The 25,869-nt window shown below is 63.1% G+C and carries 25 protein-coding genes; 19 read left to right on the top strand and 6 right to left on the bottom strand.

The window, feature by feature from the left end; all coding sequences use genetic code 11:
• Nucleotides 1-49: 49 nt before the first annotated feature.
• Nucleotides 50-2,308 carry a YadA family autotransporter adhesin gene (locus tag KPG66_RS08555; protein ID WP_237070643.1) on the bottom strand — a complete coding sequence of 753 codons (2,259 nt, stop codon included), beginning with the start codon at nucleotides 2,306-2,308 and terminating at the stop codon, nucleotides 50-52.
• Nucleotides 2,309-2,573: 265 nt separating this feature from the next.
• On the opposite strand from KPG66_RS08555, the gene KPG66_RS08550 reads away from it, so the two are divergent.
• The 4 genes from KPG66_RS08550 (at nucleotide 2,574) to KPG66_RS08535 (ending at nucleotide 8,323) form a co-directional block, all read left to right on the top strand.
• Nucleotides 2,574-3,827: a lipoprotein-releasing ABC transporter permease subunit gene (locus KPG66_RS08550; RefSeq protein WP_237070642.1), complete on the top strand. Its 1,254-nt coding sequence runs from the start codon at nucleotides 2,574-2,576 to the stop codon at nucleotides 3,825-3,827.
• A 4-nt stretch (nucleotides 3,828-3,831) separates the two neighbouring features.
• Nucleotides 3,832-4,557 (top strand): ABC transporter ATP-binding protein, encoded by a 726-nt coding sequence (locus KPG66_RS08545; RefSeq protein ID WP_232509283.1) that lies wholly within the window; start codon nucleotides 3,832-3,834, stop codon nucleotides 4,555-4,557.
• Nucleotides 4,558-4,688: 131 nt separating this feature from the next.
• Complete coding sequence (locus KPG66_RS08540) at nucleotides 4,689-5,471, top strand: TatD family hydrolase (RefSeq protein WP_237070641.1); 783 nt, start codon at nucleotides 4,689-4,691, stop codon at nucleotides 5,469-5,471.
• Nucleotides 5,472-5,644: 173 nt separating this feature from the next.
• Nucleotides 5,645-8,323 carry a DNA internalization-related competence protein ComEC/Rec2 gene (locus KPG66_RS08535; RefSeq protein ID WP_237070640.1) on the top strand — a complete coding sequence of 893 codons (2,679 nt, stop codon included), beginning with the start codon at nucleotides 5,645-5,647 and terminating at the stop codon, nucleotides 8,321-8,323.
• A 94-nt stretch (nucleotides 8,324-8,417) separates the two neighbouring features.
• Here KPG66_RS08535 and KPG66_RS08530 read toward each other — a convergent pair whose 3' ends face one another.
• Nucleotides 8,418-8,990 carry a thiamine phosphate synthase gene (locus tag KPG66_RS08530; protein WP_237070639.1) on the bottom strand — a complete coding sequence of 191 codons (573 nt, stop codon included), beginning with the start codon at nucleotides 8,988-8,990 and terminating at the stop codon, nucleotides 8,418-8,420.
• Here KPG66_RS08530 and KPG66_RS08525 point away from each other — a divergent pair.
• From KPG66_RS08525 to ftsB, 5 genes are all read left to right on the top strand, one after another.
• Nucleotides 8,989-9,324: a hypothetical protein gene (locus KPG66_RS08525; protein WP_237070638.1), complete on the top strand. Its 336-nt coding sequence runs from the start codon at nucleotides 8,989-8,991 to the stop codon at nucleotides 9,322-9,324. The two genes, KPG66_RS08530 and KPG66_RS08525, sit on opposite strands and share 2 nt — an antisense overlap.
• Before the next feature lie 102 nt (nucleotides 9,325-9,426).
• Nucleotides 9,427-11,112 carry a CTP synthase gene (locus tag KPG66_RS08520; protein WP_237070637.1) on the top strand — a complete coding sequence of 562 codons (1,686 nt, stop codon included), beginning with the start codon at nucleotides 9,427-9,429 and terminating at the stop codon, nucleotides 11,110-11,112.
• An 18-nt stretch (nucleotides 11,113-11,130) separates the two neighbouring features.
• Nucleotides 11,131-11,985, top strand: coding sequence for a 3-deoxy-8-phosphooctulonate synthase (kdsA, locus tag KPG66_RS08515; protein ID WP_237070636.1), 855 nt, complete (start codon nucleotides 11,131-11,133; stop codon nucleotides 11,983-11,985).
• Nucleotides 11,986-12,188: 203 nt separating this feature from the next.
• Nucleotides 12,189-13,472: a phosphopyruvate hydratase gene (eno, locus tag KPG66_RS08510; protein ID WP_013435700.1), complete on the top strand. Its 1,284-nt coding sequence runs from the start codon at nucleotides 12,189-12,191 to the stop codon at nucleotides 13,470-13,472.
• A 129-nt stretch (nucleotides 13,473-13,601) separates the two neighbouring features.
• Nucleotides 13,602-14,060 (top strand): cell division protein FtsB, encoded by a 459-nt coding sequence (gene ftsB / locus KPG66_RS08505; RefSeq protein WP_013435699.1) that lies wholly within the window; start codon nucleotides 13,602-13,604, stop codon nucleotides 14,058-14,060.
• Nucleotides 14,061-14,234: 174 nt separating this feature from the next.
• Here ftsB and KPG66_RS08500 read toward each other — a convergent pair whose 3' ends face one another.
• From KPG66_RS08500 to KPG66_RS08490, 3 genes are all read right to left on the bottom strand, one after another.
• Nucleotides 14,235-14,606 (bottom strand): hypothetical protein, encoded by a 372-nt coding sequence (locus tag KPG66_RS08500; protein WP_237070635.1) that lies wholly within the window; start codon nucleotides 14,604-14,606, stop codon nucleotides 14,235-14,237.
• An 83-nt stretch (nucleotides 14,607-14,689) separates the two neighbouring features.
• Nucleotides 14,690-15,643, bottom strand: coding sequence for an Hsp33 family molecular chaperone HslO (gene hslO / locus KPG66_RS08495; RefSeq protein ID WP_237070634.1), 954 nt, complete (start codon nucleotides 15,641-15,643; stop codon nucleotides 14,690-14,692).
• A gap of 65 nt (nucleotides 15,644-15,708) precedes the next feature.
• Nucleotides 15,709-16,233, bottom strand: coding sequence for a gamma carbonic anhydrase family protein (locus KPG66_RS08490; RefSeq protein WP_237070633.1), 525 nt, complete (start codon nucleotides 16,231-16,233; stop codon nucleotides 15,709-15,711).
• 191 nt (nucleotides 16,234-16,424) lie between these two features.
• On the opposite strand from KPG66_RS08490, the gene KPG66_RS08485 reads away from it, so the two are divergent.
• The 10 genes from KPG66_RS08485 (at nucleotide 16,425) to KPG66_RS08440 (ending at nucleotide 25,515) form a co-directional block, all read left to right on the top strand.
• Nucleotides 16,425-17,252: a ferritin-like domain-containing protein gene (locus KPG66_RS08485; protein ID WP_237070632.1), complete on the top strand. Its 828-nt coding sequence runs from the start codon at nucleotides 16,425-16,427 to the stop codon at nucleotides 17,250-17,252.
• A gap of 258 nt (nucleotides 17,253-17,510) precedes the next feature.
• Complete coding sequence (locus KPG66_RS08480) at nucleotides 17,511-18,395, top strand: alpha/beta fold hydrolase (protein ID WP_237070631.1); 885 nt, start codon at nucleotides 17,511-17,513, stop codon at nucleotides 18,393-18,395.
• A gap of 88 nt (nucleotides 18,396-18,483) precedes the next feature.
• Nucleotides 18,484-19,314 carry a 3',5'-nucleoside bisphosphate phosphatase gene (locus tag KPG66_RS08475; RefSeq protein WP_237070630.1) on the top strand — a complete coding sequence of 277 codons (831 nt, stop codon included), beginning with the start codon at nucleotides 18,484-18,486 and terminating at the stop codon, nucleotides 19,312-19,314.
• A gap of 7 nt (nucleotides 19,315-19,321) precedes the next feature.
• Complete coding sequence (locus KPG66_RS08470) at nucleotides 19,322-19,951, top strand: L-threonylcarbamoyladenylate synthase (protein ID WP_237070629.1); 630 nt, start codon at nucleotides 19,322-19,324, stop codon at nucleotides 19,949-19,951.
• A 72-nt stretch (nucleotides 19,952-20,023) separates the two neighbouring features.
• Nucleotides 20,024-20,692, top strand: a complete 669-nt coding sequence (locus KPG66_RS08465; RefSeq protein ID WP_237070627.1) for a site-2 protease family protein — start codon at nucleotides 20,024-20,026, stop codon at nucleotides 20,690-20,692.
• A gap of 52 nt (nucleotides 20,693-20,744) precedes the next feature.
• Complete coding sequence (locus KPG66_RS08460) at nucleotides 20,745-21,947, top strand: tryptophan--tRNA ligase (RefSeq protein WP_237070626.1); 1,203 nt, start codon at nucleotides 20,745-20,747, stop codon at nucleotides 21,945-21,947.
• Complete coding sequence (locus KPG66_RS08455) at nucleotides 21,947-22,567, top strand: class I SAM-dependent methyltransferase (RefSeq protein WP_237070625.1); 621 nt, start codon at nucleotides 21,947-21,949, stop codon at nucleotides 22,565-22,567. The genes KPG66_RS08460 and KPG66_RS08455 overlap by 1 nt, the downstream gene beginning before the upstream one ends.
• A gap of 23 nt (nucleotides 22,568-22,590) precedes the next feature.
• Nucleotides 22,591-23,493, top strand: coding sequence for a 4-hydroxy-tetrahydrodipicolinate synthase (gene dapA / locus KPG66_RS08450; protein WP_013435688.1), 903 nt, complete (start codon nucleotides 22,591-22,593; stop codon nucleotides 23,491-23,493).
• Nucleotides 23,494-23,558: 65 nt separating this feature from the next.
• Nucleotides 23,559-24,701 carry an outer membrane protein assembly factor BamC gene (bamC, locus tag KPG66_RS08445; protein ID WP_041754342.1) on the top strand — a complete coding sequence of 381 codons (1,143 nt, stop codon included), beginning with the start codon at nucleotides 23,559-23,561 and terminating at the stop codon, nucleotides 24,699-24,701.
• Between the two features lie 37 nt (nucleotides 24,702-24,738).
• Nucleotides 24,739-25,515: an MBL fold metallo-hydrolase gene (locus tag KPG66_RS08440; protein ID WP_013435686.1), complete on the top strand. Its 777-nt coding sequence runs from the start codon at nucleotides 24,739-24,741 to the stop codon at nucleotides 25,513-25,515.
• Nucleotides 25,516-25,666: 151 nt separating this feature from the next.
• Here the strand turns inward: KPG66_RS08440 and KPG66_RS08435 are convergent.
• Nucleotides 25,667-25,869 (bottom strand): acyl-CoA dehydrogenase family protein (locus KPG66_RS08435; RefSeq protein WP_272907053.1); only part of this gene is annotated, 203 nt, incomplete at its 5' end.

Below are 25,869 nucleotides of genomic sequence, written 5' to 3'. Positions count from 1 at the left end.
CCCTCGCGCGTCATCTCTGTCGCGCGAGCGCACGCTTTGTGCCACATCTTCACCATTGAAAACCGCCTGCCGCGACCATTCCAACGTAGCCACGGCCGTTTGCGTTGGCGGCAAATTTCAACACCCAGCGGTTATTCGGCGTCACGTGCGATATGCCAAGCGCCACACCGTACTGGCCGCGGTAAGTCGCACCGGCGAACGTCATCAAACTCTTGCCGGGCAAGGTTGGCTGTGGCAGCCCCGCTACTGCCATTGCTGCCGCGGTGCCCGCCGATGCGTTGCGGTCCACCTGTGCCACCGCCTCATCCATTTGCGCTTTGTTCACTGCGTCGGTGGGCTGCGTGCCGCGTGCGACGTCGGTAATTCTGCGTTCATGGCCGGGCTCGCCGACTGAGACTCGGGTCTCGTCGACGTGAATATGCAGTTTTTCGGCTACAAGCGAAGGCAGGTCAGCCCCGATGAGTTCGCGCAGCCGCTCACGCGCAGATCCGCCCCCGCACTCGCCGGGCCGATTGCAGGAAGAAATGTCGTGGCGATCCGACGCGACTTCGTCCGCGAGCATCGGCTTGGGATGGCCGCCGCTATCCAGGAGCGGATGCCGAGCGGCGCTGACGTCGCCGGCGGGCATTGGTTCGATAAGCTCGCTTTTGTCCATCGGCGCAGGTTCAGGGGGGCCACCTTGGTCCACCAGCGCAAGTTCGGAGCGCTTGGCTCGGTTCGGCAGCGCAGGTTCGGAAGGCTCGCCTTGGTTCACCGGCACAGGTTCAGAGAGTTTGGCTCGGTCCAGCAGCGCAGGTTGGGAGGGCCCGCCTGGGTCCACCAGCGCAGGTTCGGAGCGCTTAGCTCGGTTCGGCAGCGCAGGTTCGGAAGGCTCGCTTTGGTCCACCGGCACAGGTTCAGAGGGCTTGGCTCGGTTCGGCAGCGCAGGTTGGGAGGGCCCGCCTGGCTCCACCAGCGCAAGTTCGGAGAGTTTGGCTCGGTTCGGCAGTGTAGGTCTGGAGGGCCCGCTTTGGTTCGCCAGCGTAGGGTCGGAATAGACGCCTTTGCTTCCCTGTGCCGCTGCGCGATGCCCACCCTCGTCTAGCAGCGTAAGCGCCAGTGGGCTGCCCGCGTTCGTCAGCTCAGGCTCCGGACGCATTTTGTCGCTCGACAGCATGAGTTTCGGGTATCCACTTTCGTTCGCCTTGGCTACCTCTGTTTGCAGCGATACCGTGGCGGGTGACTCTGCAGCCACCTTGTCTTTCACCTCTTCGTACCAATTGCCTTGGTTTATCCTTTGCACTTCTTTTTTTATTGTCGTTCTTAGTCGTTTTTCTAACTTATCCAATCCATTTCCCAGCGTTTCCTCTTGATCTTTGAGTTGGTTTTTTGTTATCTCAATGGAGTCGTCTATAGCATCGTTGATTGTTTCGTAATGCTTATTTAATTGATTCTGGATTTTGAGCGGTATATTGTCTACTTTGTTGTTAAGTGATTCGCTATTAAATGATAGCCGCTCTAAAATGGCTTTGGTATTCCGTATCTCCTGCGATAAGGATTTTATGGATTTTGTCTGATCATTCGAGTGTTGAATTATTTTTTGGTAAAATTCTGGATTTTTGTTTTCCAAAATTCTTGTTTGAGACTTAATGCGATTTTCCGTTGCCGAGCCAATATAATCCATCTTTTCTATCAATGCTTCATTTTGTGTGAGTAGCTGCTTTTTGAGCTTCGAAACCGCGTCGTCGTGCCGCGTAGACAGGGACTTCAGCTTTTCGTTCATATTGCAATTATCGACGTCCATAGCATGCAGTAGATTTTTTTCTACTGCTTTGATTGACGAGTTAAGTGGTGCCAGCAGTTTCGACATCACGCTTTCCAAGTGTGATTCTTCGTAACTGGGGAAGGATGCGATGGCGTCATCAGAAAATATCAATGTACTGGCTATGCTAAGTGCATATATTTTATTCGGTAGTTTTAAGGTAATGGAGTTCGAGCGGCGAGCGCTTGGGGTGATATAAGTTGTAGCTCGTCGTGGATAATAAAATCCGCTCATCTGAAACCCTTTGTTGATATTGAGTCGCGAAATGGAATGCGAGAAAAATGTACGCTCGAGTACTTCGGAATGCAATCGAGCCGAACTATTCATGCGGAATAAAAAAGGGATATGGCGGCTCCAGGTAGTTTGAAACCGGTATTCGTTCAAGATTGAGGAGGCGGGTGAATAATTGTCCTGTGACGATCCCATTGTACAAAACCGCAGGTAACCAGGATCAAAAAACTGAAAATCTTGCGGCCTGTCAAGATAACGGCTCGGGGTGGCCAGCAAGTCGGTGCCATGCCTCTATTGGGAGCAGCGTACGATGGGCTTGAGTTCCGTGTTCCGTGACTTGAGCCCCCTGCGATTGCGGTATCCAGCACACGCGAGTCGAGGCGCTCGTGCGTGTCCTAGGCGTGGCAGCCAGAAGGTGGCGGTCAAATTTATCCTATTGCGGCACGCAGCGGCGGAAGGGCACTGTTATGTGGCAAACTTCGCTGTTACCCGCGGCGGTGTCCAGCAGCGGGATCGGTCAGCGTGGATACAAAGGATTGGTTTGAAGCTCCCCTACGAATGGCAAATTGGCTTGCGCTATACGCGTACTGGCAAACGTTCTTCTGGCAACGGGTTCATTTCGTTTATTTCGCTGATTTCGATGTCGGGCATCGCGCTCGGCGTCGCGGCGCTGATTGTCGTGCTGTCGGTGATGAACGGCTTCCAGAAGGAAGTGCGCGATCGGATGCTGTCGGTGCTTGCGCACATCGAGATCTTCTCGCCGACCGGCTCGATGCCAAGCTGGCAACTGACCGCCAACGAGGCGCGCCAGAATCCGGAGGTGATTGGCGCGGCCCCGTACGTCGACGCGCAGGCGCTGCTCACGCGACAAAGCGCGGTCAACGGCGTCGCGCTGCGCGGCATCGACCCGGCGCTGGAGCCGCAGGTATCCGACATGGGGGGTGAGATGAAGGCTGGTCGGCTGACCGACCTGCGGCCGGGATCGTTCGGCATCGTGCTCGGCGTTGACCTGGCAAGTGCGATGGGCGTGAGCGTCGGCGACAAGGTTACCGTGGTGGCTCCGGAGGGCACCATGACGCCGGCCGGCATGTTGCCGCGGCTCAAGCAGTTCACGGTCGTCGGCGTGTTCGAGTCCGGTCACTACGAATTCGACAGCACGCTGGCGATGGTATCGATCGCCGATGCGCAGGCGCTATTCCGGTTGAGCGCGCCTAGCGGCGTGCGGCTCCGGATCAAGGACATGCAGCGTGCGCCGGAAGTCGCGCGACAACTCGCGCGATCGTTGTCCGGTGGCCTCTATATCCGCGACTGGACGCAGCAGAACAAGACATGGTTTTCGGCGGTACAGATCGAGAAACGGATGATGTTCATCATCCTGACGCTGATCATTGCGGTCGCCGCCTTCAACCTCGTCTCCTCGCTGGTGATGACGGTCACTGACAAGCAGGCCGATATCGCGATCCTGCGCACGCTTGGCGCGCAGCCGCGCTCGATCATGAAGATTTTTGTGATTCAGGGCGTGACCATCGGCTTCGTGGGCACCGGCCTTGGCATTGTGCTTGGCTGCGCCCTTGCCGTCAGTATCCCGTGGCTAGTACCGTTGATCGAGCATGTGTTGGGCTTCCGATTCCTGCCGCCGTCGATCTACTTCATCAGCGAACTGCCCAGCGACTTGGTCGCGGCTGACGTGGTGAAGATCGGCGCGATTGCGTTCGTGCTGTCTGCGCTCGCGACACTGTATCCGAGCTGGCGGGGCGCGCGCGTGCGTCCGGCCGAGGCATTGCGCTATGAGTAAAGCAATGAACGAGCAGCAAATCGTGCTGGCCGCGACCAGCATATCGAAGACCTTTGTGCAGGGTGGCCAGCCGGTGCCGGTGCTGGCCGACGCGCAACTGCATGTGTATCGCGGCGAGAAGCTGGCCATCGTCGGCGCGTCGGGCTCCGGCAAGAGTACGCTGCTGCATCTGCTGGGCGGGCTCGACGAGCCCAGTGCGGGGCGTGTCGCGCTATTGGGCCGGCCGTTTTCGCACCTAGCGGAGCGTGAGCGCAACGATTTGCGCAATCGCGCCCTGGGTTTCGTCTATCAGTTTCATCATCTGCTGCCCGAATTTACTGCGCTGGACAACGTCGCGATGCCGCTGCGGATCCGCCGGATGCCGGTCGAAGGCGCGCGTCGCGAGGCGATGGCCACGCTGGAGCGCGTCGGCATCGCGCATCGCGCGAAACACCGGCCCGGAGAGCTGTCCGGGGGTGAACGGCAGCGCGTGGCGATCGCGCGCGCGCTGGTGACGCGGCCCGCGTGCGTGCTGGCGGACGAGCCGACTGGCAACCTCGATGGCCATACTGCGGAAACGGTGTTCCAGTTGATGTTGGAGTTGTCGCGCACGTTCGAGACGAGCTTCGTGATCGTCACGCACGATATCGAGTTGGCCGCGCGCTGCGACCGGGTATTACGTTTGCGGGACGGCGTGCTGCATGATGAAACAACGGTGGCGCGCGCTGCGCTCGCAAAGACGATAGCCTAACGACGGCCTGGCCTGGCCTGGCCTGGCCTGGTTTGGTTTGGTTTGGTTTGGTTTGGATCGGATCGGATCGGATCGGATCGGATCGGATCGGGCCGCGCAGCGTTGCATCGAACTGGCAGCGAGGAGCCTCGATGTGGATCGATACCCATTGTCATCTGGATGCATCCGAATTCGATGCGGATCGGGCTGCCGTGGCGTCGGCAGCGCGCGACGCGCAAGTGTCGCGCATTGTGATTCCAGCGGTCGCCCGCTTCAACTTCTCGGCGGTGCGCGAGTTGGCCCATCGTGTGGATGGGGGGGCCTATGCACTGGGTATCCACCCTCTGTATGCGCCGGCCGCGCAGGATGAAGACCTCGCGGTGCTGCGCAGCGAGATCCTCACCAGCCTGGATGATCCACGTTTTGTCGGCGTCGGCGAAATTGGTTTGGATTTTTTCGTGCCGGGGTTGGATGCGGTGCGTCAGCGCGAGATCTATACGGCACAGTTGAAGATGGCGCGCGACTTCGACTTGCCGGTGATCTGCCACGTGCGCAAGTCGCAAGACTCGGTAATCGCCGAGTTGCGACGCTTCAACGTCGTGCGGGGCATCGCGCATGCATTCAATGGCAGCTTTCAACAGGCCGATGCGTATATCGCACAAGGCTTCAAGCTCGGTTTTGGCGGCAATGTGACGTTCGAGCGTGCTCGGCGCATCCGCCAACTCGCCGCGCAATTGCCGCTCGATGCACTGGTCGTGGAGACCGACGCACCGGATATCGCGCCGCAGTGGATCTACAAGGAGCGCAACACGCCCGACCAAGTGCCACGCATTGCGGCAGTGATTGCGGCCATGCGTTCGCTGACGTTGCCACAACTGGCCCGCTGTACAACGGCCAACGCGCACGCCGCGTTGCCGCGGCTCGCCCTCACGTAGCGATAATCGGATTTTGCATTCAGGCGCTCCGGATGTTTGTCGCGGCGCCGGGTTGTGCTGCTTGCGCTGCTTGCGTCGGTCGCGGGCTTTACGGTGGCGCGCTTGTCGCTGTGCCGGCGCAGGTCGTCGCTACGCAATCCGTCGCGCACGAACGCACGGCCGAGGGAGGAATGATGCTCGCACGATTATGCGCGTTCGTCGTGGGCACGGGCGTGTTGCAGTGGCAACCCAGTTTGCCGGACACTGCCGGTTGGCTTGCCTGGGGTGCGGCAGCGCTCGCCGCTGCTGGGGTGGCATGCATCGCGTATCGTGCGCGGGCAGCGGGGCGCGCCAACTGGCCCACGTCGTGGCTGGCACGGGCGGCTAGCATCGGGTGTGCGGCGCTGCTCGGTTTTGGCTACGCGGCGTGGCGCGCGCATAGCGCGCTGTCGGATGCTTTGCCGCCGCAGTGGGAGGGGCGCGATGTGACGCTGACCGGCACGGTGCGCGGCTTGCCGTCGCGCGATGCGCGCGGGCTTCGCTTTCTGTTCGACGTCGAGGCGACTTCGCCCCGGATCGAGCGGTTTCCCCGCACCGTCCAATTGAGCTGGCTTGCCGCGTTCGGCCGGCAACCCTCGGCGACGCTCGTGCCGGGCGGGCGCCATACGCTCGTGGCAAGGCTTAAGCGGGTGCATGGTAACGGCAATTTCAGATTGCCGGACACCGATGTGCGGCAGCTGGCGCGTGGCGTGCGTGCGCAGGGCTACGTGCGCCACCTGCAGGCCGATCCGCGCGGGCAACCGGGGACGTCCCTCGGCTCGCCACGCGCGCCCGATATTGAGCGCGGTCCTAGTATCCGGGCGATGCTCAACGCCGTGGACCGTCGGCGTGCGGCCATTCGCACGCGGATCGAGCAGGTCTTGTCCGAATCCGACCGAACCGGGACGGGCAGCGGCAGCGACGAGGCCGCGCGGTCGCATGCTGGGATTGTGATTGCGCTGGCGATCGGTGTACAGGATGCGATTACGGAGCCGGACTGGGAGCGGCTGCGCCGTACCGGCACTAACCACCTAATGGCAATATCAGGCTTGCATATCGGCTCGGTCGCGGCGTTGGCCGCCGCGATCATCGCGCTGGCCTGGCGCCGCGGTTTCGGCGTTGCGCCGGCGTTGCCGCTGCACGTGCCGGTTCCCATCGCATGTTGTGTTGGTGCGATGCTCGCCGGTGCCGGCTATGCTGCACTCGCAGGGTTGGGCATTCCCGCCCAGCGCACGGTTGCCATGCTGTTGATCGCGACGCTTGCTTATGCGAGCGGGCGGCGCGTGGACCCGTTACTGGTCCTCGCGTGGGCGCTCGTGATCGTGGTGCTCGTCGATCCGTGGGCGACGTTGTCGGCGAGCACGGCGCTCTCGTTCGGTGCGGTCGCGGCGATTGTGGTGGCGTTGCGCTGCGTGGGCCGCAACCAGTCGCAGCGAGACGACGAACCGGACTGGCCGTCACTTGATCCGGCCGATGCGTTGCCGCAGGCTGGCGCGGACAGGCCGGGTGAGCGGCCTGCCGGTATGCCTGGCCCGCAGCCTGCTAGTACGTGTGTGTCGCGTTCTGCCAAGGCTTTTGGCGCGCTCGTGGCCCGCATGCGCGCCGCGGTGCGTGGCATGCCGACACGGCTGGCGTCGGCCATGCGCGTGCAATGGGCGGTGACGCTCGGTCTCGCGCCGTTGACGGTTGTCTGGTTTTCGCAGATTCCGGCACTGGGTCCGGTGGCCAATGCCATCGCGATTCCGTGGGTCAGCACCCTGGTCGTGCCCGCGGTGCTGCTCGCCATTGCGATCCCGGCGCCATTCGATGCGCTGCTGCTGCAATGGGCGCACCGCCTGGTGCAGTGGCTGTTTGCCATACTCGATGCGTTGGCCGAGCCCGCGTGGGGCGTGTGGTACTTGCCGGCGCCCGAGCCGGCCGCGCTGCTGCTCGCGCTCGTCGGTGCGGCTTGGATGCTGGGACCACGGGGCTGGCCATTGCGCGCGGCTGCGCCCATTCTGTGGCTGCCATTGCTGTGGCCGGCATCGCGGGCGCCGCTCGCAGACGGTTTTCGCGTCACGGCGCTCGATATCGGGCAGGGCACCGCCGTGCTGGTCGAGACCGCGCAGCGACGGCTGCTGTTCGATGCCGGCCCGGGCCCGGAAGCCGGCAATGCGGGGCAGCGTATCGTCGTGCCGTTTCTGCGCGCGCATGACGTGAACGCATTGGACATGCTGGTCGTTAGTCATCGCGATGTCGACCACGCGGGCGGCGTGCCTGCGGTGTTGGCCGATATGCCAATCGCGCAAATGCAGGCGTCGCTGCCGCCTGCTCATCCGTTGTGGGCGCGCGCCACCGCGCGCGGCGCAATAACGCGGACGTGCCGTGCCGGGGAGCGATGGCGATGGGACGGCGTGACGTTTGAATTCCTGTGGCCGGCGGGCGCGGCGGATCCGCGCAAGCCGAATGCAACGGCATGCGTGCTGCGTGTCTCGAATGCGCTGGGCGCCGTGCTGATCGCATCGGATATCGAACGGGCCGCCGAGCGGGCGCTGGTCGAGCGGCATGGGCCGGCATTGAGCAGTGACGTGCTGATCGTGCCGCACCATGGCAGCAAGACGTCGTCGACGGATGTTTTTATCGATTCGGTACGGCCGCGCATGGCGGTATTTCAGGTGGGCTACCGCAATCGCTTCGGCCATCCGCATCCGCTGGTCACCGCGCGTTATCGTGTGCGCGGCGTCGATATGCTGCGCAGTGATGATGATGGCGCAGTGCGTATCGACAGCGGGGTATCAGGCTGGATGGTCGATGCGTATCGCCGCTCACGCAGGCGCTATTGGACCGGGCGCTGACTCGCGTCATTTTCCGCTGGGCAAGGCCCGCCGATCTGCGTGGCACGGGGTGCGTCGCTCACCAAGGCTGCCCAAGGCTACCCATGGCGGGCAATCAAGACTTCCAAAAGCAGCGAATGCCTGCGATGCCGTACGCTCCGTGTCGTTCGGCATGAGGCAGTGCATCAGCTGGGAGGCCGCCCAATGCGTAGATGGGTAACGTGGCCCGCGAGGCCAGCGCGAGAAAGCCATCCCATCCCAGCGGCTCGACGTCGGGATGGCTGGCGGTTCGCAGCACGGGCGAGAGTGTGACGAAATCCGCCCCAATGGACTGCGCCTTTTCGAGTTCCGCCATCGTGTGGCACGACGCAGCCACCAGTTTGGTTGTCGGCAGTGGACGTTCGTCGCACGCCATCAGACTTTGGCTGTCCAGGTGCAGCCCATCGACGTTGTGCCGTGCACTGCGCGGGGCGTGGGCGTTCAATAGCAGAAGGGCATGATGTTGCTGGCACAGGTCCATCGCTTTCTCGGCCAAACGCATGTAATGAATGGCATTCAATTTCTTTGAGCGAAGCTGGACCAGTTCAATGCCCGAGTCCAGCGTTCGCTTCAACTGTTCGAGAAATAGCGCGGGAGGGTCGGCGTCAGAGGGATCCGGCGTGATGAGATATCGTTTGGGTAAGCGCATGGGGGCAAAAGCGTCGAAGGCTGCGGGCTATTTACGGTTTTTTCTCAGATTAGCAGAACTGGGGGGCACCCGACTCGGGATTCCGCCGCTCGGTCCCGGTGGCGCCCGCGCACCGGCGCTCAACCGGGAAATGGAATATCGGATCTATCGTAGGCTGCGCTGTACTCTTGGTGCACGCCTCGCGCATGGCGCGCCGGTGCCGCTCGTTTTCTTGGTCGGCACGCATTCCGGCCAGGGGCAGCAGGTCAGGCTCGATGCGACACGGCGCATCGTGGTTCCCCCTTTTGACTGGATCGACGGCTCGCCTTGGTTTCCCCCTGGAGCGGCCGCCTAATACCGCTCGCGCGATCCGGCGCCTGCTGCACAACCTGGCGCGGGGCGCTTAGAAAAAGCCGGGCTTTCGAGTATAATCCGGCTTTCCCGCGAGCATCCAGCGATGACCCAATATGTATTTGTCACCGGCGGTGTAGTGTCCTCCTTGGGCAAGGGCATTGCCGCCGCCTCCCTCGCCGCGATCCTCGAGTCGCGCGGTCTCAAAGTCACTCTACTGAAGCTCGATCCCTACATCAACGTTGATCCCGGCACGATGAGCCCGTTCCAGCACGGCGAAGTGTTCGTGACTGAGGACGGCGCCGAGACGGATCTGGATTTGGGCCACTACGAGCGCTTCATCAGCACGAAGATGCGCCGTGCCAACAACTTCACGACGGGCCAGATCTACGAGTCGGTGATTCGCAAGGAGCGCCGCGGCGAGTACCTTGGCAAGACGGTCCAGGTCATTCCTCATATCACGAACGAGATCCAGGCGTTCATCGAGCGTGGCGCCGCGTCGGCGACATGCGGCGAGCCGGACGTGGCGATCGTCGAGATCGGCGGCACGGTCGGCGACATCGAATCGCTGCCGTTCCTAGAGGCAGCCCGGCAGATGAGCTTGCGGCTCGGACGCCACAGCGCGTGCTTCGTGCACCTGACGCTGGTGCCGTTCATCGCGACGGCCGGCGAACTGAAAACCAAGCCGACGCAGCACAGCGTGCAGAAGTTGCGGGAAATTGGTATCTTGCCGCACGTGCTGCTGTGTCGTGCCGATCGCCGGATTCCGGATGACGAGCGCGCTAAGATCTCGATGTTCTCGAACGTGCCGCAGGATGCGGTGATCTCTGTGTGGGATGTGGACAGCATTTACAAGATCCCGCAGATGTTGCACGACCAGGGCCTGGACGAGATCATCTGCGACGAGTTGAAGCTTGCGCCCAATCCGGCCGATCTGACGCTGTGGTCGGATCTGGTACACCGGCTCGAGCATCCAGAGCACGAGGTCACAATCGGCATGGTCGGCAAGTATGTCGAACTCACCGAATCGTACAAATCGTTGATCGAGGCGCTGCGCCATGCGTCTTTGCATACGCTCACGCGTGTGAACATCGAGTACATCGACTCGGAGCAGATCGAGACGGAGGGCGCCAGCAGCCTCGCTCATCTGGACGCGATCTTGGTGCCGGGCGGTTTCGGCCGGCGTGGCACGGAAGGTAAGATCAAGGCGATCCGCTACGCGCGTGAGACAAAGGTGCCGTACCTGGGAATCTGCCTGGGCATGCAACTGGCGGTGATTGAGTTCGCGCGTCATGTCGCAAACCTGCAGCAGGCCGATAGCACCGAGTTCGATCCGTCAACGCCGAATCCGGTCGTCGCGCTGATTACTGAATGGTACGACCGCGATGGCACCGTCGAGAAGCGCAGTGAATCGTCGGACCTGGGTGGCACGATGCGGCTGGGCGCACAACGCTGTCCCGTCAAGCCGGGTACGCGCGCCGAGCAAATTTACGGCAGCGATGTTAACGAGCGGCATCGGCATCGCTACGAGGTCAACAATCATTTCGTGCCGGCGCTCGAAGCCGGCGGGATGATCATCAGCGCGCGCACGCCGACAGAGGACCTGCCAGAGATGATGGAGTTGCGCGAGGACCTGCATCCATGGTTCGTCGGCTGCCAGTTCCATCCCGAGTTCACCTCGACGCCGCGCGATGGCCATCCGCTGTTCAAAGCCTACGTGCAGGCTGCGCTCGTGCATCGCCAACAACGCGAGCATGGCGAGAAGGTAGCAGCCGCGCTGCGTGCCCATTAACGCGGGCCGGGAGCAAACATGAAACTATGCGATTTCGAGGTCGGCCTGGATAAGCCGTTCTTCCTGATTGCCGGCACCTGCGTGGTCGAGTCCGAGCAGATGGCGCTCGACACCGCCGGCCAGCTCAGCGAGATCTGCGGCGCGCTGCGCATCCCGTTCATTTACAAGTCGTCGTACGATAAGGCTAATCGCAGTTCGGATAAGTCGTTTCGCGGACTTGGCATGGACGCGGGCCTGCGTATCCTTAGCGAGGTGCGTCGCCAGATCGGCGTGCCGGTGTTGACCGACGTGCACGCCAAGGAGGAGATCGACGCGGTCGCATCGGTCGTTGACGTGCTACAGACGCCGGCGTTCCTGTGCCGGCAGACCGATTTCATTCACGCGTGTGCCCGTTCGGGCAAGCCCGTCAATATCAAGAAAGGGCAATTTCTGGCGCCGCACGACATGAAGAACGTGATCGACAAGGCGCGTTCGGCAGCCAGCGAAGCCGGACTGTCGGCGGACCGCTTCCTCGCTTGTGAGCGCGGCGCGTCGTTCGGCTACAACAATCTGGTCTCTGACATGCGTTCGCTTGCGATCATGCGCGAGACCGGTGCCCCGGTCGTGTTCGACGCGACCCATTCGGTGCAGTTGCCTGGCGGCCAAGGCACCCAGTCCGGCGGCCAGCGCGAGTTCGTGCCGGTGCTGGCGCGTGCCGCGGTCGCGGTCGGCGTGGCGGGACTGTTCATGGAGACGCATCCGAATCCCGCGCAGGCGAAATCCGATGGCCCGAACGCGGTCCCGTTGCAGCGGATGCGCGCATTGCTGGAAACGCTGGTGACGCTTGATCGCGCGGTGAAATCCACGCCGCTGCTCGAGAACGATTTCAACTGAGCCACGCGTAGTGGGACAGGTCGGAGGCGTCGCGAATGAACCTTGTCATGGCTCGGCGCGTCTGATCGGCAAGTCCGTCCTGCCGGAGCGCGGCGCGTGGCACGCCGGCGGGCGGCATCGGGCGGCGACGCCGACCGGCGCGGACCACAGCCCCGTGGACTTCAGCGTAGTCGAAACCGATTCATCTCTCCTTTGAGGACATCATGAGTGCTATCGTAGACATCATCGGGCGCGAGATTCTCGATTCGCGCGGCAATCCGACCGTCGAATGCGACGTATTGCTCGAATCGGGCACGATGGGTCGCGCAGCGGTGCCGTCCGGTGCATCGACGGGATCGCGCGAGGCGATCGAGCTGCGCGACGGCGAAGCGGGCCGCTACAGCGGCAAGGGGGTGCTCAAGGCGGTCGAGCACGTGAACACCGAGATCTCCGAGGCGATCATGGGCCTGGACGCGTCCGAGCAGGCGTTCCTGGACAAGACGCTGCTGGAGCTGGATGGCACCGACAATAAGTCGCGGATCGGCGCGAACGCAATGCTCGCTGTATCGATGGCGGTCGCGAAGGCCGCTGCCGAGGAGGCCGGCTTGCCGCTGTACCGCTACTTCGGCGGTTCCGGTGCGATGCAATTGCCGGTGCCGATGATGAATATCGTGAATGGCGGGGCGCACGCGAATAACAGCCTGGATATTCAGGAATTCATGATCGTGCCGGCGAGCCAGCCGACCTTTCGCGAGGCGCTGCGCTGCGGCGCCGAGGTGTTCCATGCGTTGAAAAAGATTTTGTCGGACCGTGGCATGAGCACCGCGGTTGGCGACGAAGGCGGCTTTGCGCCGAACTTCGGCAGCAACGACGAATGCCTGTCAACAATCCTTCAGGCGATCGAGAAGGCCGGTTATCGCGCCGGCGAAGACGTGCTGCTCGCGCTGGACTGCGCGGCCAGCGAGTTTTACCACGACGGTAAGTATCAACTGGCCGGTGAGGGCCTGCAGTTGTCGTCGTCCGAGTTCACGGACTATCTTGCGACGTTGGCCGACAAATTCCCGATCGTGTCGATCGAGGACGGCATGCATGAGAGCGACTGGGACGGCTGGAAGCTGCTGACTGATCGGCTCGGCAAAAAGGTCCAACTGGTCGGCGACGACCTGTTCGTGACCAACACACGGATCCTGAAGGAAGGCATCGAGAAGGGCATCGCGAACTCGATCCTGATCAAGATCAACCAGATTGGCACGCTGACCGAGACGTTCGCGGCGATCGAGATGGCCAAGCGGGCCAGCTATACCGCTGTCGTGTCGCACCGCTCCGGCGAAACCGAGGACTCGACGATTGCTGACATCGCCGTCGGTCTAAACGCCGGCCAGATCAAGACCGGCTCGCTGTCGCGCAGCGACCGGATCGCTAAGTACAATCAGCTGCTGCGCATCGAAGAGGATCTGGGCGACATCGCGAGCTACCCTGGACGCTCCGCGTTCTACAACCTGCGCTGATGCAACAGGCTGGGCCGCGTGGCGACGCGGCCGGCGGCCCGATAAGGGCCTTGTGACACGCGTGGCCGCCGCTCCCGGATCCGGGGCGGCGGCTTTGTTCAACCCACGCTTGCCCGGCGGCAGCTTGTTATGCGGCTCGTTACCGTTGTCTTGATCGGATTGATCGTGTTGATCCAGTTTCCGTTGTGGTGGGGCCACGGCGGCTGGCTGCACGTGCACGAGCTGCAGCAGCAACTTGCGGCGCAGCAGAAGAAAAACAATGACTTGAAGCTGCGCAATGAGCGGATCGCCGGAGAAGTGCAGGACTTGCAAGCCGGGACCGCTGCGGTCGAGGAGCGGGCGCGCTACGAGATGGGGATGATCAAGGACAGCGAGGTGTTTGTGCAGTTCGTGTCGCCGAATGCCTCGACGGTGTCCGCGACGGCTGCGCCGTCGATCCTGTCCACGCGTGGCCAGGTGTCGGCCCAACCAATGCGCGTGGTGCCGAATCCCGAGCCGCGCATAAAGACGAAGGCCAGCCGGGCCGCGAAGGACACGGCTGCGCGACGTGCTGACAGCGCAGGGGGGCGGCATGATCCCGGCCATTGAACCGGCGGTGATGTCAGGATCCAACGGTGATGTGAGGATCCGGCGGTGATGTGGGGCTCCAGTGGTAATGTGGAGATCCAGCGTTGCTCGTAATCCGGCGGTAACGCCGGGCATCGCTTGTGCGCCAGCACTGGTGTGCGCTGGCATGGGTCGCGGCGAGCCCGATCAGCAGTATCACCAGCCCGGATAGTACCCCGGATAGCCCCATCCGCTGCCGACACCCCAGCCGGGTCCCCAACGTCCGCGGTAGTATCCGCCATACACCGGCGTGACCGCGTATGGATACCGGGACCACGCGCGCGCGAGCGCGTCGGCCTGCATGGCCGCGTCCTGCTCGCGCAACACTTGGCGACCGATTTCGTCATAGCGCCGTTTTTCTGCTGGAGTCAACGGCGTCGGTGGGGTGCGGGGCGACTCCGGCAACTGGCTCAGCACGGTGTGTGGGGTGGGCGGGTAACTGACGGCGCAGCCGCCGAGCAGCAGCGCCGACGCGGCGGCGAGCGCACCAAACGCCGCCACGGCGGCGCGAGGGGAATACCTGTTCATATCGATCTCCGTCGGCTGCGTCATGCTGTGCTCGCCATGCGCGATGGCTTGCGCCGGTCGCTTTTCCTGCATCGGCCCGCCGTTTAATGCCGCTGTTGGCTCGGCGCGGCCGCGACGTTCAATGAGCGTTCATTGCCGTGGAAAAGTTGCGTGGCGTCAACCGCGTCGAATTCATAGCGCTGGTTGCAGAACTCGCAATGTACTTCCACATGGCCTTGCTCGATCAGAATGCTGTCGATCTCGTCACGTCCGAGCATTTGCAGCATCCCGCCGACCTTTTCGCGCGAGCAAGTGCAGGCGAAACGCGTCGGTGCGGGGTCAAAGCGGCTGACGTTCTCTTGCCAGAACAATCGCCGCATCAGCGTATCCGGGTCGGCCGTGAGCATCTCGTCGGCCTTCAGCGTCGAGCCGAGGTGGCAGACCCGGTCCCACGTGTCGGCGTCAGTCTGCACCGCGCGCGGCACGATCCCGCCGTCGCCGGGCAATTTCTGTAACAGCATCCCAACCGCGCGCCGTTCGTCGGCCGCCAGCCACAACCGCGTGTCGAGCTGCTCCGAGTGGCGCATATAGTGCTCGAGCACCTGCGCGACGCTGTCCAGCGGGCCATCGTGCGCGTTGCTCAAGGGCACGATACCCTGATACGGCTGCTGGCCGGGAAGCTTTTCGTGCGGATCCAGCGTGATGACGCAGCGCCCACGACCGGTTGCGTTGACCAACTCGGTCAGCGACGCAGTGTCGCTCAATGTGTCACACTCGCTGCCAAGCTTGGCCGTCGCCCGCATCGACAAATCGGAGCGGCACTGCACGACTAGCATCTTGACCGGCCCGTCGCCCAGGATCTGCATGACTAGCGTGCCGTCGAACTTGATGTTGGCCGACAGCAGCGCAGCGGCGGCCATCATTTCGCCAAGTAACGTACGCACCGGCGCCGGATAGGCACGACGCACGAGGATTTCCTGCCACGTCTTCTCCAGCGTGACGACTTTGCCACGCACTGGCGCGGCCTCGAACATGAATTTTTGCAACTGATCTGTCACGACTGACTTCCTTGACTACGACAAATGGATTGCGGCGCGGCGCTGGGCTTGCCCGGTGGTCCGGATCAGCCGATGCGCACCAGGTTTTCCTTGAACAGCTGGCGCCGCTCGATGTAACTGCGTGCGTTCCTTTGCAGACTCTGAATCTCGTCATCGCTGAGCGGGCGCACCACGCGCGCTGGCGCGCCGAGAATTAGCGAATTGTCCGGAAATGTCTTGCCCTCGGTGACCACCGCGCCGGCGCCCACTAGGCAATTGCAGCCGATCACCGCGCCGTTCATCACCACGGCCTGGATGCCGATCAACGTGTTGTCATGGATCGTGCATCCGTGCAACATCGCCTGGTGCCCGATCGATACGTTCTTGCCGATGGTCAATGCAAAGCCCGGATCCGTATGCATCACCACGCCATCCTGCACGTTACTGCCGGCGCCGATCATCAACGGTTCGTTGTCGCCGCGCAGCACCGCCGAGAACCACACACTGGTGTTTTCGGCGAGTACGACCTGGCCGATCACCGTTGCGCTGTCGGCGACGAATGCGGATTCATGGATCGTTGGCGCATCCTCGCCGAGCTTGTAGATCGCCACATTGTCTCCTTATCGAAGTCCGGCCCCGCCGGCCAGATAGTCCGTGACGCGCGAGCGCGCCGGTAAAATGCATGCCACGGGACATTGCCCAAAACGATATTGTACCGGCGCGTCAGCGGCTGCGTCCGGGCTGCGCGCAGCCCGTTACCGCAGTTGCCGTCCTAGCGCCGCCAGCATGAGGAAGCATCAACATGGTCGAGTCACTCGTTCAGTCGTGCTTGCGGCAGCGCGCGCTGGAGGCGCTCCTGCTCACCGATCCGCGAGACAAGGTCGATGCGGTGACCGCGCTTGGCGCGCATTGGCGCTCGGGCAGCGGCGTCATCGATGCGAGTCGGGTGCTCGGCGAGCCGCCGGGCGTGCCGGGGCGCCCGGCGCGTCCACGGCGCGTCGCGCCCGAGCGCCTGGAGCGGCGCAGCATGCATACGGAGCAGGGACGAGCGGCGCTGCTGCACGCGCTGGCGCATATCGAGTTCAACGCGATCAACCTCGCACTCGATGCGATCTGGCGATTTCCGGGGTTGCCCGATGCGTTCTATCGCGACTGGCTGAGCGTGGCCGAAGAGGAAGCGTATCACTTCACGCTGTTGTCCGATCATCTGGGCACGCTCGGGTATGCGTACGGGGACTTTCCGGCGCACGACGGGTTGTGGGAGATGGCCGAGCGCACGCGTGCGGATGTGCTCGCGCGTATCGCATTGGTGCCGCGCACGCTGGAGGCACGCGGACTCGATGCGTCGCCGCCGATTCGCCGCAAGCTTGAGCAGGCCGGCGATCTGGCCGCCGCGCGCATCCTTGATGTGATTCTGCGCGACGAGATTGGGCATGTGCGAATCGGCAACCATTGGTTCCGTTGGTTGTGCGAGCGCGCCGGCATCGCGCCGCTGTCCACTTACGCCCGGCTTGCGAGCGAGTATCGCGCGCCGCGGCTGAAGGGCCCGTTCAACGTCGATGCGCGTCGCGCGGCGGGCTTTGACGACGCGGAGCTTGCCGCGCTGAACCATCCGGACGCGCTTTTGTGACATGAGCAGAGCCGGCGCGATGACCCGATCCGGCGAGCCGAGTCAAGCCGAGATGAGCGGAGCTGAGTCGAGCTGAGCCGAGATGAGCCGAGATGAGCCGAGATGAGCCGAGATGAGCCGGGCCCGACCCGAGCCCGAGCCGACGAGCCGACCGGGGACGGAACGGGACAGTATGACGCCACGTGAGTCAGCATCACGATGCGCTGCAGTGTGGGCGCCGCTATAATCGAACGATCATTCGTTTTCTGGGGCGGTCAGATGGATGCTTCAACCTCCGAGTTCTTCACGGTGCGCGGCGTGAATCTGCACGTGCGTTGCTGGGGCCCGGATGATGCGCCGGTGTTGTTCATGCTGCACGGCTGGATGGACGTATCGGCATCGTTCCAGTTTGTCGTCGACGCGCTAGGCGGAAACTGGCGCGTGATCGCGCCCGACGCACGGGGATTCGGATTATCGGATTGGCCCGTACAGCAACAAGGCGGGGGATATTATGGATTCCATGACTACCTGGCGGATCTCGATGCGTTGCTGGATCGGTACGCGCCTGAGCGGCCGGTGAACTTGGTTGGCCATAGCATGGGGGCGAATCTGGCTTGCCTGTACGCCGGCGTGCGACCGCACCGGGTGCGTCGCGTCGTGGACCTGGAAGGGTTCGGCCTGCCGGCGTCCAATCCCGCCCATGCCGGCGCGCGTATCGAGCACTGGCTCGATGACTTGCGCCAGCCGCCCACGTTGAAGACCTATGCGTCATTAGACGAGGTGGCGGCACGGCTGACCCAGACTAACCCGCGCCTGGCGCCGTCACGTGCCGCGTTCCTGGCGACACACTGGTCGCGCCAGCGTGCGCACGGGCGCTTCGAGTTGCTGGCGGATCCCGCGCACAAGCTGCGCGGGCCATTGCTGTATCACCTCGACGAGGTGATGGCGGTGTGGGCACGCGTGAGCGCGAAGGTGTTGCATGTCGAGGCTGTCGATTCGCCGACATTGCATGCGCTGGCCGGCGATGTGCCGATCCCGGTGTTCAAGGCGCGGTTCCGGGCGTTCACGCACTGGCGGCAGGAGACTATCGCGGACGCAGGCCATATGCTGCATCATGACCAGCCGGAGCAGGTGGCGGCGTTGATCGACGCGTTTTGCGCTTGATCCGTCACAGCGCTGCACCATGGTGCGCGGCGGCGCGGACCGCTGCGCCGCGCTTGCAGTAGAATGGTCGGACCTGCCGTGAACGACCATGAATGCTGATCTCCATTGCCACTCGACCTTTTCAGACGGACGCCTGTCGCCCGCCGACGTTGCGCGCCGCGCGGCCGACGGCGGCGTGCAGTTGTGGGCGCTGACCGACCACGACGAGGTGCGCGGCCTCGCGCAGGCGCGCGCAGCCGCCGCGGCGTTGCAGATGCGCTATGTGACCGGCGTCGAAATTTCGGTGACGTGGGCGTCGCGTACCATCCACGTGGTGGGGCTGGGCATCGATGAAGGCCACTGTGCGCTGGTCGATGGGCTGGCGGCGACGCGCAGTGGCCGGCAGGCAAGGGCGGTCGAGATCGGCCGGCGGCTCGCCGAGGTCGGCATCGATCATGCGTATGAAGGTGCGCTGCGCTATGTATCGAATCCGGACTTGATCTCGCGCACGCACTTTGCGCGTTTTCTCGTCGACGCAGGTTATGCGGTGTCCACCGCCGACGTGTTCGCTCGCTACCTTGTGCAGAACAAGCCAGGGTATGTGCCGCACCGCTGGGCTACGCTCGAGGATGCAATGGGATGGATTCTCGGCGCGGGCGGCGTGGCAGTGCTCGCGCATCCGGGACGCTACAAGTACACGCCGTTGGAATGGGACACGTTGCTCTCGACATTCAAGCAACTCGGCGGCGAGGCGATCGAGGTGGTGACCGGCAGCCATACGCCGGACCAGTACCGCGAATATGCGCAAGTGGCGCGGCGCTTTGGCTTGCAGGCCTCGCGCGGCTCCGATTTCCATGCGCCCGGCGACGGCGCAACTGAGCTGGGTAGCTTGCCGCCGTTGCCGTCGGATCTGACGCCGGTGTGGACCCGCTGGCTCTAACCGATCCATGTCCCAATACTTCCGCATCCACCCGGACAACCCGCAACCGAGGCTGATCAAACAGGCCGCGCAGATCATCGACGGTGGCGGCGTCGTCGCGTTGCCGACCGATTCGAGCTATGCGCTTGCCTGCCATCTCGACGACAAGGCCGCCGTCGAGCAGTTGCGACGCATCCGCGGCCTTGACGAGCGCCGGCATTTGTCGCTGATGGTACGTGACCTGTCCGAATTGGCAACGTTCGCGATGGTAGACAACCGGCAGTATCGGCTGATCAAGGCCGTCACGCCGGGCCCCTATGTGTTCATCCTGCAGGCGACCAAGGAAGTGCCGCGGCGCCTGTCGCATCCGTCGCGTAAGACCATCGGGCTGCGCGTGCCGGATCACGCGATCACACTTGCGCTGCTCGAAGCGCTTGGGCAGCCGGTGATCGCGTCAACGTTGATCTTGCCCGGCGACGATGAGCCGCTGAACGAGCCCGAAGCGATCCGCGCGCAGCTGGAAAAACAACTCGATCTCGTGATCGACGGGGGCGCGTGCGCGGCCGAGCCGTCAACCGTGATCGACTTGAGTGGGGATGCGCCAGTGCTCGTGCGGGTCGGCCGCGGCCCGTTGGAGCCCTTCGGGCTCGCGCCGTGAGTCCTGGGCGGCGCAGCGTGCGGCACGTCGCGTGCGCGCGGCTGGCCATCGGCGCCTTGTTACAATAGCGTGATGGACTCTCTCGTACAGACAATTTTGGTCAGCGCGTTGCCGCTGCTCTTCGCGATCACGTTGCATGAAGCGGCCCATGGCATCGTCGCCCGCCGCTTTGGCGACAATACGGCGTACCTAATGGGGCGTATCTCGCTCAATCCGATGCGCCACATCGATCCGATGGGCACGATCGTGATTCCGCTGATTATGTTGTTTGCGACCAGCGGTGCGTTTATCTTCGGCTATGCAAAACCGGTGCCGGTCGACTTCGGCCGCTTGCGTAATCCTCGCTGGGACAGCCTCTGGGTCGCGCTCGCGGGTCCCGCGTGCAACCTATTGCAAGCGCTCGTGTGGGCCTGTATTGCGATCGGACTGCGCGGCCTTGACGTCGAGGAGCCGTTTTTTGTGCGTATGGCGTCAGCTGGTGTCGCGGTGAACCTCGTGCTATGCGCGCTGAACCTGTTTCCGCTGCTGCCGCTCGATGGGGGCCGTGTACTCACCGCGCTATTGCCGGTGCGCGCCGCGTACCGCTTCGCGAAGATCGAGCCCTACGGCTTTTTCATCGTGATGGCGTTGGTGATGACGCGCATGCTCGATACACTGTGGCTGCGTCCGCTGGTGAACGTGGGCTACGATGTTGTGTTCGGCATATTGCGTCCTATCGTTTCTTTGTTCAGCCACGTCTGAGCGGGCATTGGCTAGGCTCCGACGATTTCCTCACATTCGACCTCTCGATACCATGTTCCCCGACCGTATCTTCTCCGGCATGCGCCCGACCGGCTCGCTGCACCTTGGCCATTACCATGGCGTGCTGAAGAACTGGATCAAGCTGCAATCCGAGTATCCGTGCTTTTTCAGCGTGGTCGATCTGCATGCGCTGACGACGCACTATGAGACACCGGATGTGATTGAGAACAACGTGTGGGAAGTGCTGATCGACTGGCTCGCGTCCGGCATTGACCCAGCGCAGGCCACGCTGTTCATACAGAGCCGCGTGCAGGAGCACGCGGAGTTGTCGCTGCTGTTGGGCATGAGCACGCCGCTTGGCTGGCTCGAGCGGGTGCCGACCTACAAGGAGCAGATCGAGAAGCTGCGCGATAAGGATCTAGGCACGTACGGTTTTCTCGGCTATCCGGTGCTGATGGCTGCGGACATCCTGCTGTACCGCGCGTCGCTGGTGCCAGTGGGCGAGGACCAGGTGCCACACGTGGAAATGACGCGCGAGATCGCACGCCGCTTCAACTACTTGTATGGTCGCGAGCCGGGCTTCGAGGACAAGGCCAACGAGGCAGCGCGAAAACTCGGCGGCAAGCGCTCCAAGCTGTACCATGAGTTGCGCAATGCTTATCAGCAGGAGGGCGACGAAGAGGCGCTGGAGCAGGCGCGCGCGCTACTGCAGGAGTCGCAAAGCCTGTCGATGAGTGACCGCGAGCGGCTGTTCGGCTATCTCGAAGGCTCGCGCAAGATCATTTTGGTAGAGCCGCAGGTACTGCTGACCGAGGCATCGCGGATGCCGGGGCTCGATGGGCAGAAGATGTCCAAGTCGTACGGCAATACGATTAGGCTGCGGGAAGACAAGGCGTCGATCGAGAAAAAGGTCCGCACGATGCCGACCGATCCGGCGCGCGTGCGCCGCAGCGATCCGGGCGATCCGGACAAATGCCCGGTGTGGCAGCTGCACCAGGTCTATACGGATCAACCGACGCACGAATGGGTGCAGCACGGTTGCCGCAGCGCTGGGATCGGCTGCTTGGAGTGCAAGCAGCCGGTGATCGACGGCATTCTGCGCGAGCAGCAGCCGATGCTTGAGCGGGCACAGAAGTACATGGACGATCCGTCACTGCTGCGCGCGATCGTCGCGCACGGCTGCGACAAGGCGCGCAAATTCGCTCATGAGACGATGCGCGACGTGCGCGAGGCTATGGGGCTGTCGTACAGCTGATGGCACTCGCTGCTGCCTCCGAGTGGGTCCGCCGATGGACCCATCTGGTGCCGCGCGATGGCACCGTGCTCGACGTGGCGTGCGGCAGCGGCCGGCATGTGCGCTGGTTTGCCCAGCGCGGCCATCCGGTCGTCGCGCTGGATCGCGATGTGCAGGCGTTGGCCGCGCTGGCCGAATGGCCGAAGGTGCGCATCGTGCATGCCGACTTGGAGCCGGATGAGGATAGCGCGGCATGGCCCTTCGAGGCGCACCAGCGCTTCGCGGCTGTCGTCGTCACGCAGTATCTGCACCGGCCGCTGTTCGATGACCTGACCGACGCGCTGGCGTCGGGCGGCGTGCTGCTGTACGAGACGTTCGCGCAGGGCCACGAAACGCTGGGGCGGCCCTCGAACCCGCGCTTCCTGTTACGCGCGGGCGAGCTGCTGGAGGTAGCGCGGCACGCCGCGTTGCGCGTCGTTGCGTTCGAGGACGGCTTTATTGCCGGGCCTAAGCCCGCGTTCGTGCAGCGGCTGTGTGCCGTTCGAGAAAGCCGCGGTGACGTGCGCAGCCGTAAAACGGGGGCACATGATGGGCCAGCGAGATACGATTTGCCGGACCAATCCGCTACAATCTCAGTTTAACGATTGATTTTTCAGACAGTTTCATGAGCCAAGCAATGCAAGCCACACCGATTGGCGGCAGCATCCCGGCGATTGTCACGCCGATGTTGGATGACGGGGCGTTGGACCTTCCGGCGCTGCGCGCGCTGATCGACTGGCATATCGAAGAAGGCAGCGATGCGCTGGTCGTGGTCGGCACGAGCGGCGAGTCGGCGACAGTATCGGTCGAGGAGCATGTGTTGCTGGTCAAGACGGCGGTCGAGCAAGCGGCGCGTCGCATCCCGATTATCGCCGGCGCGGGCGGCAACTCGACTGCCGAAGCGATCGAGTTGACCCGGGCGGCCAAGGAGGTCGGCGCTGACGCGTCGCTGCAGGTCGTGCCGTACTACAACAAGCCGACACAGGAAGGGATGTACCGGCATTTCAGAGCGATCGCTGAGGCAGTTGACCTGCCGGTGTTTCTGTACAATGTGCCGGGCCGTACCGTCGCCGACATCAGCAACGAGACGATCCTGCGGCTCGCTCAGGTGCCAGGCATTGCGGGCGTGAAGGATGCGACTGGCAATATCGATCGCGCGGCGCATCTGATCAAGGCAGCACCGGCCGATTTCTCGATTTTCAGCGGCGACGATCCGACCGCGATCGCGTTGATGCTGCTGGGTGGACACGGCAATATCTCGGTCACGGCCAACGTGGCGCCGCGCGCGATGAGTGCGCTGTGCCGCGCCGCGATCGCCGGTGATGCGAAGAGCGCGCGGGCCATCCACCTGAAGCTGTTGTCGTTGCACAAGCACCTGTTCGCCGAGTCGAACCCGATCCCGGTCAAATGGGCATTGCAGCAGATGGGCAAAATCCGCGGCGGCATCCGCCTGCCGCTGACACCGCTGGCCGATCACCATCATGAAACGGTACGCGCCGCGCTGCGCGACGCGGAGTTGACCGATTGACCGCGCCCTGCCGAGACGACTGCATGGCCGGGCCAGCAGGCACCATTCGCATCACGAAGGATTTCATGAAACGTTTCGATTTCTCCGCGCGCGGGTTGCGCGTGACAGTATGGGCGGTTGCTGCGTTGTCGCTGGCAGGTTGTGACACGCTCAATGACGTGCTCGCGCCGGATCGCGTCGACTACAAGGGCGCGACTTCCGCGCCGCGGCTCGAGGTGCCGGCGGATCTGAAGACTGCGCCGCTGGATCAGCGTTATGTCGCTCCGTCCACGACCGCGGGCCTGGGCGGGCAGCCGACGCGGGCCGCGACGCCGGCCGGCAATACGACCGAGGGCGTGCCTACCGCGCAGGATCCCTATGGGATGCACATGGAGCAGGATGGCACGCGCCGCTGGCTGGTGGTCAACGGGCGCACGCCGGACGAGTTGTGGCCGCAGCTCAAGGCGTTCTGGGCGCAGAGCGGCTTCGTGCTGAAGACGGATTCGCCGGCAACGGGAATCATCGAGACGGACTGGGCCGAGAACCGCGCAAAGATCCCGGGCGACTGGTTCCGCAATTCGATGGGCAAGCTGTTGGACTTCGTGTACTCGTCGGGCACGCGCGATCGCTTTCGCATGCTGGTCGAGCGCAATGCGAACAGCAACGCCACCGTGATCACCATATCGCACACCGCGAGGGAGGAAGTGCTGACCGGACGGGACAAGACGTCGTCGCGCTGGGTCGAGCGGCCGCGTGATCCGAAGCTGGAGGCGGCGATCTATGCGCAACTGATGCAGCAGTTCGGGCTGACCGACAAGCAAGCCCAGCAGTTGCTCGACGGCGCGCGGCACACCGGCCCGAAGGTGGAGGTGGCGATCGGCAGCGCAGGCGCATCGACGATCGACTTGGCCGAGTCGTTTGACCGCGCGTGGTTGCGCGTCGGCCTGGCGCTCGATCGCACGAACTTTGCCGTCGATAACCGCGATCGTGAGCGCGGCATCTATTACGTCCGTTTCAATGATCCTGTGCAGGAGATTAAGCGAGAGGGACTGCTTGGCAGGTTGATCTATGGTGGCAAGCCGAATGTCATCGGCAAGGAGTACCTGGTCAACATCCGCCCAAAGGGCGACGGCGCCACGCAGGTTGCGGTGATCGACTCGAGTGGCCAACTCGATACGTCCAGCGATGCGCAGCGGCTGGTGGCGGCCTTGCATCAGCAGCTAAATTGAGCTTATCCGGATTGCAACCTGCTGATCGGGTGATACCGTGCGTTTTGCGAGCTTAGGCAGCGGCAGCGACGGCAACTCGCTGCTTGTCGAGGCGCAAGACGGCACCACGACGACCCGCGTGCTGCTCGATTGCGGGTTTTCCGCGCGCGAACTTGAGCGGCGGCTCGCCCGCTTAGACGTCACGCTTGATGCGTTGCACGCGATCGTGATCACGCATGAGCACGCCGACCACATCGGCAGTGCGCTGGCCGTTGCCCGGCGGGCGTCGATTCCGCTCTACATGAGCTGGGGCACGGCACAGGCGGTCGGCGCAGACGATGCGCGGGGTGTCGAATGGCGGGTGTTGTGGGGTGGGGAGCCGGTTGGCATCGGCGACTTGGAATGGCTGCCGTATACCGTGCCGCATGACGCGCGCGAGCCGCTGCAGTTCGTGTTCGGCGATGGTCAGCACCGCGTTGGCGTGCTGACTGACGTAGGCACGTCGACGCCGCACATTATCCAGATGCTGGATGGCTGCGACGGTTTGGTATTGGAATGTAACCACGACGTGCGCATGCTCGCGCAAAGCCGCTATCCACCCTCGCTGAAGGCCCGGGTCGGCGGCACGCACGGACACTTGAACAATGACGAGGCGGCGGCGATCCTGGCGGCGATCGACCGCTCGAAGCTACGCTGCATTGTCGCGGCCCACCTGTCGCAGCAGAATAATCTACCCGAACTTGCGCGAGATGCATTGGCGACGGTCCTCGGTGCGTCCTCGGCCGATGTGATTGTTGCGACACAAGAGGATGGATTCGGCTGGCAAGGGCTTTGAGTGCGGCGCGTGTGCTTCTGTTTGTCGTTATGTTCTGCTTGTTATCTCGATGTTTTCCTCGTCGATTCAGGGTTGTGCCGCGCAGTGCGCACAGCGACACGGGCTTGATTCGATCGCTACGCTGCGCTGGCGCATCGCTGTCTGTGTCCGTTCATAATCCCAGCTCGGTGGCAATGATGTTGCGCTGAATATCGGATGTTCCCGAATAGAGGAGGGATGCGATGGCGTCGCGCAGTCCTCTTTCAGTGGAGGTTTCAGCTAGGTAGCCTTGTGCGCCGTAAATGCGCAGTGCATCTATCGAAAACTTCGTGTACGCCTCGGAGACGAACAGCTTCGCACAGGCCGCTTCCAGTG

Source organism: Mycetohabitans sp. B2 (genome assembly GCF_021733735.1).
Taxonomy (GTDB): Bacteria; Pseudomonadota; Gammaproteobacteria; order Burkholderiales; family Burkholderiaceae; genus Mycetohabitans; species Mycetohabitans rhizoxinica.
This window is presented reverse-complemented; position numbering and strand designations above follow the sequence as displayed.